The following is a 12628-nucleotide window of genomic DNA, read 5'->3' as shown; positions in this document are numbered from 1 at the left end:
AGTACTGCCTGATTTTTCACGGAATTTTTGCAGACCGGCGTTGAGAATCAACCGCGGGCGTTTGAGTGCGCTCGTCGTCAGTGAACTTTAAAAAAGACTAAGAGGCATGCCACGCGCATGACCTTTGGAGAGAGCATGGATTTTTGGACCGCCATACAGGCATTGATTCTCGGCATCGTCGAGGGGCTGACGGAGTTCCTGCCGATCTCCAGCACCGGGCACCAGATCATCGTCGCCGACCTGATCAATTTCGGCGGCGAGCGTTTCGAAGCTTTCAATATCATCATCCAGCTGGGCGCGATCCTGGCGGTGGTCTGGGAGTTTCGCCGCAAGATCCTCGATGTGGTCATCGGCCTGCCGACCCAGCCCAAGGCCCGGCGTTTCACCGTCAACCTGATCATCGCCGTATTGCCGGCGGTGGTATTGGGGGTGATTTTTGCCGACCTGATCAAGCATTACCTGTTCAACCCGATCACCGTCGCCAGTGCCCTGGTGGTCGGTGGGGTGATCATGTTGTGGGCCGAACAGCGCCAACATGCGGTGCGCGCTGAAACGGTGGATGACATTACCTGGAAAGACGCCCTCAAGGTCGGCCTGGCCCAGTGCCTGGCAATGATTCCGGGCACTTCGCGCTCCGGTGCGACGATTATCGGCGGCCTGTTGTTCGGCCTGTCGCGCAAGACGGCCACCGAGTTTTCGTTCTTCCTGGCCATGCCGACCATGGTCGGGGCGGCGGTGTACTCGGGCTACAAGTACCGCGACCTGTTCCAGCCGGCGGACTTCCCGGTATTCGCCATAGGTTTTGTCACCTCGTTCATTTTCGCCATGATCGCGGTCAAGGGCTTGCTCAAGTTCATCGCCAGCCACAGCTACGCGGTCTTTGCCTGGTACCGGATTGCCTTCGGCCTGGTCATCCTGGCGACCTGGCAATTCGGCTGGATCGACTGGACTGCGGTCAAGCCATGAGCATCCAGCATCCACGCCTGAAGGCGCTGATCTTTGTGTTGTTATGCGCCGCGCCACTGTTGGGTTCAGCGGTGCTGTGGTATCGCGGCGAGACGGTGATCCCGCTGGCGGCGTATGGCGTGGTCAGTGTGGTGGCGTTCTTCCTGTACTGGAGCGACAAGCGCAAGGCGCAGACCGAGGGCCGGCGCATCCCGGAAAACATTCTGCACGCTGTCGAGCTGGCAGGCGGTTGGCCGGGTGCGCTGATTGCCCAGCAGGTGTTCAGGCACAAGACGCGCAAGGTGTCTTACCAGGTGCTGTTCTGGGTGATCGTGCTGCTGCATCAGGTGTTTTGGCTGGACCAGCTGTTCCTGGGCGGTACGCTGCTTTCAATCCTCTAGCAACAAACCGACCTGCGTGCGCTTGGGCAGTTTGCTCACCACCAGTTGGTGGGAGCGCTGCAACAAGCCACGCAGCTCATCGGCGCCCAGCGGGTAGGGCGTATTCATGATGATCCACTGCGCCCGCGCCAGATACGGTGCGGGGTGGATACCGGGGCGGTCGACATGGCCCAGGAACAGTTCCTTGTCGACCTTGAACGCCAGCGACTCGCCGCGCAGGTTCTGCAGGGCGAACATCTTGTTGCCGGCAATCGAGAACACCCGCACACCGCCCCACTTATAATCTTCCCGCGCACCGGGCAGGGTCAGGCAGAACGCGGCCACTTGTGCTTCAGTCATGCTCATAACAATCGATCTCCACAGCCTTTGAAGCCTTCTTCCAAATAGTCGATCCACGCGCGGATCGCCGGCAGCACGCCGCGCCGATGCGGGTATACGGCTTGCAACCAGCCGCCCGGCAATGACCATTGCGGCAGCAATTGCACCAGGCGGCCGCTGGCCAGTTCCTCTTCGCAATACATCATCGGCAGCACCGTAAAGCCCAGGCCCATGATGGCGCTGGCCTTGCGCACGATGAAGTCATCGATGCCCAGGCGGGCCTCCATCACCAGATCGTGAAGGTTGCCCTGGGGGTCGATAATCCGCTGGTGCACCATGCGGTCGGCTTCCAGTGCGCCGAGTATGGGCAGTTGCTTGAGGTCTTCAAGGGCGAGGACCTGCCGCTCGCGCATCAATGCCGGGCTGGCGACCAGCACTGTCTGGGCCTGGCGCAGGCGCTTGGTCACCAGCAGCGGGTCTTCATCACCCAGTTCGCGCACACGCAGGGCCACATCAATGCCTTCGGCGACCAGGTCAACACGGCGATTGACCAGGGTCATGTCCAGTTGCACCAACGGGTGCGCGGCCAGAAAGCCTGCCACCAATTCCGGCAGGATCTGCTGGGCCAGACCCACCGGGCACGTGACCCGCAGGCGTCCACGCGGCTCGCTGGACATGCTCGCCACGGCCTCATCGGCCATCTCCGCTTCCAGCAACATCGCCTGGCAATGGCGCAAGTAACGCTCGCCCACGGCAGTCAGGGTCAGTTGTCGGGTAGTGCGTTGCAGCAGGCGCGCTCCCAGGCGCTCTTCAAGCTCGGCAATGCGCCGTGACAGCCTGGACTTGGGAATCCCCAGCAGCCGGCCCGCCGCGGCGAAACCGCCGGCTTCGACGACTTTGGCGAAATAGTAGAGATCGTTGAGGTCTTGCATGGTCGGCCTATTGTCCTGTCAGTAGGACAAACTATCGCATTTCAGATGGCTTATCGACTATTGGTTTCATGCGTAGCATCACCACCATCTGATCGCCACTGTCGATCCCACCTCGGAGATCCACCATGAAACTATTGCATATCGATTCCAGCATCCTCGGCGACAACTCGGCTTCCCGCCAACTCAGTGCCGGTGTGGTCAAGGCATGGCAAGCGGCTGAACCGGGTGTGCAAGTGACTTACCGTGACCTGGCCAGCGAAGGCATCAACCACTTCTCCGGCGCTACCCTGGGTGCACTGGGCACTGCGGCCGAACTGCGCGATGCCGCGCAAAAGCACGAGGCGGAACTGAGTGCATCATCGCTGGCTGAATTCCTCGCCGCCGATGCCATAGTGGTAGGCGCACCGATGTACAACTTCACTATTCCTACCCAGTTGAAAGCCTGGATTGATCGCATCGCGGTTGCCGGCCAGACCTTCCGCTACACCGAAGCCGGCCCTGAAGGCCTGTGCGGTAACAAGAAGGTGATTATCGTGTCCACGGCCGGTGGCTTGCACGCGGATCAGGCATCTGGCGCTGCCCATGAAGGCTACTTGAAACTGCTGTTCGGTTTTCTCGGCATCACCAATATTGAAATCGTCCGCGCTGAAGGGCTGGCCTACGGTGATGAAGCGCGCAGCAAAGCATTGAACGACGCCAACGTGCGGATCAACCAGCAGTTGTTCGCCGCCGCGTAAGGCTTGTGTAAATTAAGCCGTTGCCCGGTTTCATTCTGAAGCCGGGCGCCTAAACTCTGTATTCTGATCGCCTGAACGCGAGCGGAGTACGGAGTTTTTTCGTTTGTGGCCCAGGTTATGCAGAGGTTATGCAGATAGGGATCCGATACCTGGACTTTTATTCGACATGCCGGTTCTTACGCAGCAAAGGTGGACATCCCCATGATGCGTCTTAGTGCTGTTCTGGTTCTTTCGCTGCTTAGCGGCCTGCTTTCAGTGCACGCTGCACCGGCACCGCACCCGCATTGGAGTGTGGGGTTTCATCGCATGAGCGTGCTCGACCCGCTGGATTCGCAGCCGATGAAGGCCATTGCGTTTTACCCTTCCACTGACACCGAACGCACCACGCCGCTGGGCGCCTATCAGGTCGCGGCCAGTGAAGACGCCAAGGTTGCCATCGGCCGTTTTCCCATGCTGATGTTGTCCCACGGCAATACCGGCACGCCCCTGGCCTTGCATGATCTGGCCACGTCACTGGCGCGCAAGGGATTTGTGGTGGTGGCGGTCCTGCACCCCGGCGACAACTATAAGGACCACAGCCGCCTGGGCACTGTGAGTAATCTGTATGGCCGGCCGATCCAGATCTCCCAGGCGATCACCGCGACCCTGGCTGATCCCATGCTGTCGCCCTTTGTGGATGTCGATCAAATTGGTGTCATCGGTTATTCAGCCGGTGGCGAAACCGCGCTGATCCTGGCGGGCGCCAAGCCGGATTTCGAGCGCCTGCGCCGTTACTGCCAACAACGCCCCGAGGACCGTGATGCCTGCACCACCAAGGGCGAGTTGGTGGTCGACCGCGACGACTTGCAGCCCCAGGCCGACCCACGCATCCATGCCTTGATGCTGATGGCGCCACTGAGCCTGATGTTCGGCCGCCACACTCTGGTCGATGTGCACGTGCCGGTGTTGCTCTACAGTGGCGACGGCGACCAGTTGGTGGCGGTGGACAAAAACGCTGCCGCCCTGGCGCGTAAGCTCCCAGAGCCACCGGACTTCAAGCTGTTAGCCGGGGCAGGGCACTTTGTATTCATGGCGCCATGCGACAGCGATCAACTGGCGACAATGCCAGGCATCTGCACCGATGCCGATGGCGTCGACCGCGAAGGTATTCACCGCGATATGGTCTCCGAGGCCGGGCGCTTTTTCAGCCGGACCCTCGGTGAGGCGACGCGTGCCGGCCTGCAGACCGCTGATCAGTAGGCGCGGCGCCTGAGCAGTACGGTCAGGGCGAGTGCGCTGACCGACAGCAACGCGGCACAGAAGAAGATCCAGCCGTAGCCGAGATTCAACGCCACGGCCCCCATCAACGGCCCGGCAATCGCCAGCGCCAGGTCGAAAAACACCGCATAGGCACTCAGCCCCGCACCTCGGCTGCTGTCCGGCACTTGCTTGATGGCTTCAACCCCCAGCGCCGGGTACACCAGCGACAGGCCAAAGCCGGTCAGCCCGGCACCGATCAAGGCGACGCCGGTGGACGGCGCCAGCCACAGCAGCGTCAGGCCCAGGATTTCGATGCTCATGCAGGCGATGGCGGCGGTAAACCCACCAAACCGGCTGATGGCAGAAATGAACATCAGGCGCGAGAGAATAAAACACGCGCCAAATACCGTCAGGCAATACGCCGCGCCGCTCCAGCCACGATTGAGGTAGTACAGGGTAATGAAGGTCGTCAGCGTGCCGTAGCCAATCGACGCCAGGCACAGGCTGGTGCCGAACGGTGCGATTCGCCCGAACACTGCCCAGAACGGCAGCCGCTCACCGCGCACCACCGGCACCGACGGTTTATTGCGGATCAGCACCAGCCCCAGCCCCGCCAACACCGACAGGGCAACTCCCAGGCTGGTATAGCCATATTCCGCCACCATCACCACGCCGACCGGCGCACCAACGGCAATGGCGCCGTAGGAGGCAATGCCATTCCAGGAGATCGAGCGGGCCGTGTGTTCAGTCCCCACCGCGCCCATGCACCAACTGATGGTGCCCACGCCAATCAGGCCCTGGGCCACGCCCAGCAACAGGCGGCCGACGATCAGAATGCCCAGGCTCAAGGCTGGCAGGCTGTCCACCAGGGTGGCGATAAAGGTCAGCACGCCGCTGATCAGGATGCCGGCCAGGCCCAGCACGATCGCACGCTTGGTGCCGACGTTATCCGACATCCGTCCGGCCATCGGGCGGCTGAGCAACGTGGCCAGGTATTGCGAACCGATGGTGACCCCGGCGACAACTGCGCTGAAACCCAGTTGTTCGTGCACATAGCCTGGAATCACCGCAATCGGCAGGCCGATGCAGATAAAGGCTATGAAGGTGTAGAACACGATGGAGACGATCTGCAGGGTGATCGACAGGGAGGAGGGGGCGGCAGGCATGGGTACTCGATCGCTGGCGGGCGGTACGGCCATGATGCCACTGCTCTAACCAATGTGGGAGGGGGCTAGCTCCCTCCCACATTTGGATCTGACTGCCCTGGAAGCTGAGGGCGTTCTTAGAACACCACACCCTGGCTACGCAGGTAGTCGTCATAGGTGCCGCTGAAGTCGATCACGCCGCTTGGGCTCAACTCGATGATGCGGGTCGCCAGGGACGATACGAACTCGCGGTCGTGGCTGACGAAGATCAGCGTGCCCGGGTAGTTTTCCAGTGCCAGGTTCAGCGCCTCGATGGATTCCATGTCCAAGTGGTTGGTCGGTTCGTCCATGATCAGCACGTTCGGCTTTTGCAGGATCAGCTTGCCGAACAACATGCGGCCTTGCTCACCACCGGAGATCACTTTGACCGACTTCTGGATTTCGTCGTTGGAGAACAACATGCGGCCCAGAGTGCCACGGATCATTTGTTCGCCTTGGGTCCACTGGCCCATCCAGTCGAACAGGCTCACGTCGTCTTCGAAGTCGTGGGCGTGGTCCTGGGCGTAGTAGCCCAGTTCGGCGGCGTCGGTCCACTTGATGCTGCCGGCATCCGGGGTCAGTTCGTTGACCAGGGTGCGCAGCAGGGTGGTCTTGCCGATACCGTTCGGGCCGATGATTGCCACGCGCTCGCCAGCTTCAACCTGGAAGCTGAAGTCCTTGAACAGCGGCTTGCCGTCAAAGCCTTTGGCCATCTTTTCGACCATGACCGCCTGGCGGTGCAGCTTTTTGTTCTGCTCGAAACGGATGAACGGGCTCACACGACTCGACGGCTTGACTTCGGCCAGTTGGATCTTGTCGATCGCCTTGGCACGGGACGTGGCCTGCTTGGCTTTGGAGGCGTTGGCCGAGAAGCGGCTGACGAAGGATTGCAGTTCGGAGATCTGCGCTTTCTTCTTGGCGTTGTCCGACAGCAACTGCTCGCGGGACTGGGTCGCCACGGTCATGTACTCGTCGTAGTTGCCCGGGAACAGGCGCAGCTCGCCGTAGTCCAGGTCAGCCATGTGGGTGCACACGCTGTTCAGGAAGTGACGGTCGTGAGAGATGATGATCATCAGGCTGGAGCGCTGGGTGAGGATGTTTTCCAGCCAGCGGATGGTATTGATGTCCAGGTGGTTGGTCGGTTCGTCGAGCAACAGCACTTCAGGGTCCGAGAACAGCGCCTGAGCCAGCAATACACGCAGTTTCCAGCCTGGGGACACTTCGCTCATCGGGCCGAAATGCTGCTCCAGAGGAATCCCCAGGCCCAGCAACAACTCACCGGCGCGGGATTCGGCGGTGTAGCCGTCCATTTCGGCGAACTCGGTTTCCAGCTCGGCCACGGCCATGCCGTCTTCTTCGCTCATTTCCGGCAGCGAGTAGATACGGTCGCGCTCGGCCTTGACCTTCCACAGCTCCTCGTGGCCCATGATCACGGTGTCGAGCACGGTGAATTCTTCGTAGGCGAACTGGTCCTGGCGCAGTTTACCCAGGCGCACATTCGGCTCCAGCATGACCTGGCCGCCGGACGGGTCGAGGTCGCCACCGAGGATTTTCATGAAGGTCGACTTGCCGCAACCGTTGGCCCCGATCAAACCATAGCGGTTGCCGGCGCCGAACTTGACCGAGACGTTCTCGAAGAGCGGCTTGGCGCCGAACTGCATGGTGATGTTAGCTGTGGAGATCAATTACTTTACCTATCAATGGGTTGCGAGCGTGACGGCAGGTGCCTTCAGGCATGCGTCAACAGCGACATCAAGGCGCGAAACCCGGTCGCTGAGCGGAAAATTTGGGATGTGTGTTGGAATTTGGCGCGCATTGTCGCATATGTGAGGCGACAGTTGTATGGCAGTCGACGACGATGTTCCGCGCCTTGCGTGATTCGAAGCGCTGAAACCAAAGCTCGGGCCGGCGGGCAGGTATTCATTTTTTAGGTAACGATTGACAGTCCTTTCCCGTCCATCACCAATCTGTCCCGGCCATGGGCACTGAGGCCACATCAAAAGTCATCTGAAAAGGGGCAATGGGTATGGGGGTTTTCGATTACAAGAGCATGACGGGCCAGAAGGCCAAGGCGCTGCTGAACGACGCTTTGGCCTTGTCCGATTACGCTTATGACGCCAGCGGCCAACCGCTGACCGCTGGCGGCTGGGCGCCTATCGGTGCGCAAGCACTGGGGGTGACGCAGAAAGTCGACGAGTACGGCACCTTTTGGGGCGAGACGGTATTGGCTCCCTCCGCCAACGTCAAGATTGTGGGACAGTACGATGGCGTGGGTAAGCTGATCGCCATGGGGGTTGCCTTTCGTGGGACGTCCTTTGGCTTGTCGTGGGATGGATTGGGCGACGTCGCCAGCGATCTGGCTGCTGCCGCCGTTCCCGGATACGCCGCCAATTATGCTCAGTTCGCGTTCAGTGGCTTATTGGAGAACGTCGCCAGCTACGCCAGGAGCCAGGGCTTGACCGGCAAGGATATCCTGGTCACCGGCCATAGCCTCGGCGCACTCGGAGCCAACAGCTTGGCGACCTTGAGCCATGATCATTGGGGCGGTTTCTTCGAGGATGCCAACTACGTCACCTTTGCCTCACCCACACAATGTTCGGGTGACACTCGGATCTTGAATATCGGCTATGAGAATGACCTGGTGTTCAAGGCCATTGATGGCGAAGGCATCAATACATCGGCACTGCGCTGGGGTAACGATAGCGTTTGGGATTCGGCGGCCAATAACCTGGTCAGCTTTACCGATAACTACGCCTCGGCCTGGGCGCATTTACCCAATGCCCTCAACTGGGGAGTCGGCAAGGCTCACTCCCTGGACGGTTACATCCAAGGCATGAAGCGTATCGCGTCCTCGGATTTCTACGACCTGACCAGCAAAGACTCGACTATCGTACTCTCCAGCCTCAGCGAGGCCACGCGTGAAACCACCTGGGTGCAAGACCTGAACCGCTACGCCGAAAAACACACCGGCAATACCTTCATCTTCGGTACCGAGGGCAACGACCTGCTCAAGGGCGGAGCGGGCAATGACTTCCTGGAAGGTGGCGCAGGTGATGATCGTTTCCGCGATGACGGCGGCTACAACATCCTGCTGGGGGGGCAGGGCAGTAACGTCTTCGAACTGCAAAAGCCACTGGGCGCCTTCAGCTTTGCCAATGACGGCGATGGCACGTTGTATGTCAACGACGCCTATGGCGGTATCAGTATGACCCGGGATATCGGCGCATTGGTCAGCAAAGAAACGGCCTATATACCCTGGACTTCAATCCCTTGGGGCTCCAATGACATCACCTATAAGGTGACCGGCGATGGCCTGCTGGCCGGTAACGACCTGACGCACTACGCGGCCTCCACCAACGGCGATGCGCATGACAATGTCCTCACCGCTCATGCCGCGGGTGATTGGCTGTTCGGCTTGGGTGGCGACGATCACCTGATCGGAGGCCCGGGTAATGGCGTATTTGTCGGCGGCACCGGCAATGACCTGATGGTTGCAGGCGGTGGCAGTAATACCTTCCTGTTCGACGGCATCTTCGGCAACGACCGGATCCAGGGTTACCATGCCAGCGATAAACTGGTGTTCATGGGTATGGCTGGCCTGGGCCAGGATTACGATTACCGCTCTTATGCCTCGACGTTCGAGGACAACACCGTGCTGGCCTTTGGTGACAACTCGGTGATGTTAATGGGCGTGAACATGACTCAGTTGAATGGCGCAGGCATCTTTATTTCCTGAACGCAGGCCGGGCAGAGCACCTTGGATGACTGGGGTGTTCTGCTTCAGCCCATTACCGGCACCTGCAGGCTGGGTTTTGCCAGGGTTTCCGGCATCGCCAGCCACAACAGCAGCAACGCCACGCCCGCCACGCCCGCCAAGGTCAGAAAGGCTGCGTTATAGCCGGCCTGTTGCACCACGAAGCCGGCCAGGCTGCTGCTTAGCGCCGCGCCGAGGCCGAACACAGTGGAAAGGGCACCCAGACTTACATTGAAACGCCCGGTGCCTTGGGTCAGGTCCTTGACGATCACCGGGAACAACGCGCCGAAAATCCCCGCGCCGATACCGTCAAGCATCTGCACCGCCACCAGCCAATACGGATCGCTGGACAGGGTATACAGCACGCCACGCAGCGGCAGGATCAGAAAGCCGGCCAGCAATAGCGGCTTGCGCCCCCAGATATCAGCCTTGAGCCCGACCAGCCAGGCGATCGGGACCATGACCAACTGTGCAGCGACAATGCAGGCTGAGGTCAGGGGCGTGGCCATCTGCAGGTTGATCTGCGCCAGCTTCTGGCTGACCAGTGGCAGCATCGCGGCATTGGCCAGGTGAAACAGCGCGCAGCAGACGGCGAACAGCAGCAACGGGCGGTTAGCCAGCAAGACGGTCAGGCCCGAAGGCTGCTCATGGTCGCTGTGATGGGCGGGATCGAAGCCACGGGCCACCTCATGATCAATCGCCTTGCCAGAAACACAGCTGACCGCAATGACACTGGCGACTGCCATAAACGCCATCAGGTAAAACACCACCACAGGCCCATACAGATACGCCAGGCCCCCGGCCAGCAGTGCGGCCACGGCGTTGCCGGCGTGGTTGAAGGTTTCGTTGCGCCCGGTACGCCGAGTGAAAGCACGGGGGCCGGTAATACCAAGGGAGATGGCAGAAATGGCCGGGGCGAATACCGATGCGGCAACGGCGCTGGCGGCTTGGGTCAGCGCCACCCAGCCAAATGAACTGACGAAGGGCAGTATCAGGCAACTGCCGGTGACCAGCAGCGCGGCAATCGCGATGACTGCACGCTTGCTGCGGGTTCGGTCGATCAGCGCACCCGCCGGGCCCTGGGTGATCAAGGCGGCGATACCGGCCAGGGTCATGACTACGCCGATACTGGCCGGGTCCCATTTATGGACCGCCAGCAGGTAGATCGCCAGGTACGGCCCGAGACCGTCGCGAACATCCGCGAGGAAGAAGTTCAGGCTGTCCAGGGAAAGGGCGGTACGCAGATCTGAATGATGGGCCACAGTGCGACCTTCAAGAGCGGCGTTCAAGGGCTGAACACGCGATGGCTTAATGACCGGTAGGCTTGGCCATAAGTTTCGCTGGGGCTGCGGGTTTTATCTGGCAGATATTTGGCTTATGTTCCTAAGCCCGCTGTATTGACTTTCTGGAGACGCAATGGACATGCCCTCAGCGCAAGAGGCGATTGCCAGCAATAAAAACGCCTGGGACGAATCGGCCCGGTTGCACAAAGACACGGCGACCTGGACGAAGCTACTGGCCTCGCTGGCCGAACCTGACTTTTCCTGCCTTGACCCCACTATCACCGCGTTGCTGCATGAGGTAGGTGTGGCGGGCAAGGACGTCGTGCAGCTGTGCTGCAACAACGGGCGCGAAAGCCTTTCGTTGTATGGCTTGGGGGCCCGTTCGGTGGTGGGGGTTGATCAATCCCGGGCGTTTCTTGAACAGGCGCGGGAATTGGCCGAGGTCTCGCCACACAGCCCTGATTTCATTGAGACCGATATCCACCATTTGCCGGAGCGTTTGCAGGCACGGTTCGATATTGCCCTGGTGACCATTGGCGTACTGGGTTGGATGCCGGATGTGGCGTTGTTCATGCGCCAGGTTGCCCTTGTGCTGAAGCCCGGTGGTACGTTGGTCATGTACGAAACCCATCCCTTTCTTGAGGTGTTTGACCCCTGTGGGGCCAACCCGATGCTGCCTTCCAGTTCTTACTTCCAGCGTGAACCCTTTGTGCTGCAGGAGGCAATTGTCTATGAAGGGAAGGACGAGCGGCCCGGGCCGACGTCCTATTGGTATGTACATACCCTAGGCAGTGTGGTCAGCGCGGCTATCGCAGCGCAGTTGCAGATCGCTCATTTGCAGGAATACCCGCATTCCAACCGGGAAGAACTCTACGATCGATATGAGCATCAGGCCGCGCAACTGCCCCTGTGCTTTACCATGACAGCGATCAGGCGTGATGGCTGATAAAGGTTTGCGCACGCAAAAAAAAGGCCCGCGAGGAGAGGGCGGGCCAAGTGATTCACTGGAGTAGGTAGGCCTGATCTTATAGGTCGAAAAGTGAAGGCCTTGTGAAAATGCCGTGATCAAATCGGATAATCACGTCTAATGCCGATCAGTGTAGGGGCGAGCAAGCTCGCTCCTATGCATGGACTCTTTCTGGCCGATACTGCCCAGGGTCTTGCCATGCAGGTCACCGCCCAGGCCCACCTGCCATCCGCCTGCGCGCAGCGAGTTGGCTTCGGCCAGCAGATTGCGCGTAAAGGCCATGATCAGCGCCCAGGTCAGTTCCGGCGCCGCATGTTTATAGCTGTCGGTGCCGCACACCTGGATACCCAGGGCCTTGGCGGCGGCAATATCGATGGCAGCATTGCGCATACCGCCGGTGACCAGCAATTTTAGCTTGGGCAGCCCTTGCAGCAAGGCCTCGTCGAAGGTGGACCGTTCGCGCATGACGCAAATCACCTCGAAGCCCTTCAAGCGTTCAACCATTGTCGCCGTATCAGCGGGGTAGTCGTGGAGAAAATGTACCTGACCCACGCCGTCCAGCGCCGACCAATCCACCACGTCACTGGCGACGTTCTGCCAATCATCTATCACTGCGATCTGTATCGACATGCCATGGGCCTCGAAATCAAAGGGCATTCATACCCTGCAACAGCGCTTTATGAAACTGCTCCGGTTCTTCCATCTGTGGCGCATGGCCCAGGCCGGGGAGTTCCACCAGTGTGGCGTGGGGAATCAGCTTGGCCACCTGCTTGCCCAGCACCTGGTAATTGCCAATCCTGGCCTTGACCGCCGGCGGCGCCACATCTTTGCCGATGGCTGTGGTGTCGCTGGTGCCAATTAGCAACAG

At 60.1% G+C, this 12628-nt stretch carries 12 protein-coding genes and 1 pseudogene; 6 read left to right on the top strand and 7 right to left on the bottom strand.

What is annotated here, in order from left to right; all coding sequences use genetic code 11:
* The first annotated feature begins 135 nt into the window (after positions 1 to 135).
* Positions 136 to 966 (top strand): undecaprenyl-diphosphate phosphatase, encoded by an 831-nt coding sequence (locus tag TK42_RS11815; protein WP_005788518.1) that lies wholly within the window; start codon positions 136 to 138, stop codon positions 964 to 966.
* Positions 963 to 1346 carry a DUF1294 domain-containing protein gene (locus TK42_RS11810; RefSeq protein WP_103734265.1) on the top strand — a complete coding sequence of 128 codons (384 nt, stop codon included), beginning with the start codon at positions 963 to 965 and terminating at the stop codon, positions 1344 to 1346. Before TK42_RS11815 ends, TK42_RS11810 begins: the two co-directional genes overlap by 4 nt.
* Here TK42_RS11810 and TK42_RS11805 read toward each other — a convergent pair.
* Both TK42_RS11805 and TK42_RS11800 read right to left on the bottom strand, forming a co-directional pair.
* Positions 1335 to 1691 carry an MmcQ/YjbR family DNA-binding protein gene (locus tag TK42_RS11805; RefSeq protein ID WP_103734264.1) on the bottom strand — a complete coding sequence of 119 codons (357 nt, stop codon included), beginning with the start codon at positions 1689 to 1691 and terminating at the stop codon, positions 1335 to 1337. The two genes, TK42_RS11810 and TK42_RS11805, sit on opposite strands and share 12 nt — an antisense overlap.
* On the bottom strand, positions 1688 to 2596 hold the full coding sequence (locus TK42_RS11800) for a LysR substrate-binding domain-containing protein (RefSeq protein ID WP_032875659.1): 909 nt from the start codon (positions 2594 to 2596) through the stop codon (positions 1688 to 1690). The genes TK42_RS11805 and TK42_RS11800 overlap by 4 nt, the downstream gene beginning before the upstream one ends.
* Positions 2597 to 2721: 125 nt before the next feature.
* Here TK42_RS11800 and TK42_RS11795 point away from each other — a divergent pair, with 125 nt between their 5' ends.
* Both TK42_RS11795 and TK42_RS11790 read left to right on the top strand, forming a co-directional pair.
* Positions 2722 to 3333: an FMN-dependent NADH-azoreductase gene (locus TK42_RS11795; protein ID WP_005788514.1), complete on the top strand. Its 612-nt coding sequence runs from the start codon at positions 2722 to 2724 to the stop codon at positions 3331 to 3333.
* A 201-nt stretch (positions 3334 to 3534) separates the two neighbouring features.
* Complete coding sequence (locus TK42_RS11790) at positions 3535 to 4572, top strand: dienelactone hydrolase (RefSeq protein ID WP_103734263.1); 1038 nt, start codon at positions 3535 to 3537, stop codon at positions 4570 to 4572.
* Here TK42_RS11790 and TK42_RS11785 read toward each other — a convergent pair.
* Both TK42_RS11785 and TK42_RS11780 read right to left on the bottom strand, forming a co-directional pair.
* Complete coding sequence (locus TK42_RS11785) at positions 4566 to 5738, bottom strand: MFS transporter (protein ID WP_032875653.1); 1173 nt, start codon at positions 5736 to 5738, stop codon at positions 4566 to 4568. The genes TK42_RS11790 and TK42_RS11785 overlap by 7 nt on opposite strands.
* A gap of 116 nt (positions 5739 to 5854) precedes the next feature.
* On the bottom strand, positions 5855 to 7441 hold the full coding sequence (locus TK42_RS11780; protein ID WP_003191057.1) for an ABC-F family ATPase: 1587 nt from the start codon (positions 7439 to 7441) through the stop codon (positions 5855 to 5857).
* Between the two features lie 341 nt (positions 7442 to 7782).
* Between TK42_RS11780 and TK42_RS11775 the strand changes: the two genes are divergently transcribed.
* Complete coding sequence (locus tag TK42_RS11775) at positions 7783 to 9492, top strand: polyurethanase (protein WP_103734262.1); 1710 nt, start codon at positions 7783 to 7785, stop codon at positions 9490 to 9492.
* Between the two features lie 44 nt (positions 9493 to 9536).
* Here TK42_RS11775 and TK42_RS11770 read toward each other — a convergent pair whose 3' ends face one another.
* On the bottom strand, positions 9537 to 10772 hold the full coding sequence (locus tag TK42_RS11770) for an MFS transporter (protein WP_005788510.1): 1236 nt from the start codon (positions 10770 to 10772) through the stop codon (positions 9537 to 9539).
* Positions 10773 to 10926: 154 nt separating this feature from the next.
* Between TK42_RS11770 and TK42_RS11765 the strand changes: the two genes are divergently transcribed.
* Complete coding sequence (locus tag TK42_RS11765; RefSeq protein WP_103734261.1) at positions 10927 to 11739, top strand: bifunctional 2-polyprenyl-6-hydroxyphenol methylase/3-demethylubiquinol 3-O-methyltransferase UbiG; 813 nt, start codon at positions 10927 to 10929, stop codon at positions 11737 to 11739.
* 189 nt (positions 11740 to 11928) lie between these two features.
* On the opposite strand, the pseudogene TK42_RS11760 reads toward TK42_RS11765, so the two are convergent.
* Positions 11929 to 12390 (bottom strand): annotated as a pseudogene (locus TK42_RS11760) (D-2-hydroxyacid dehydrogenase family protein); the annotation flags it as partial.
* 16 nt (positions 12391 to 12406) lie between these two features.
* The coding region (locus TK42_RS11755; RefSeq protein WP_218276553.1) for an alpha/beta fold hydrolase at positions 12407 to 12628 on the bottom strand (222 nt) is incomplete at its 5' end.

Origin of the sequence: Pseudomonas sp. GZJR-8 (genome assembly GCF_002916705.1) — a bacterium.
GTDB classification, from domain to species: domain Bacteria; phylum Pseudomonadota; class Gammaproteobacteria; order Pseudomonadales; family Pseudomonadaceae; genus Aquipseudomonas; species Aquipseudomonas synxantha_A.
This window is presented reverse-complemented; position numbering and strand designations above follow the sequence as displayed.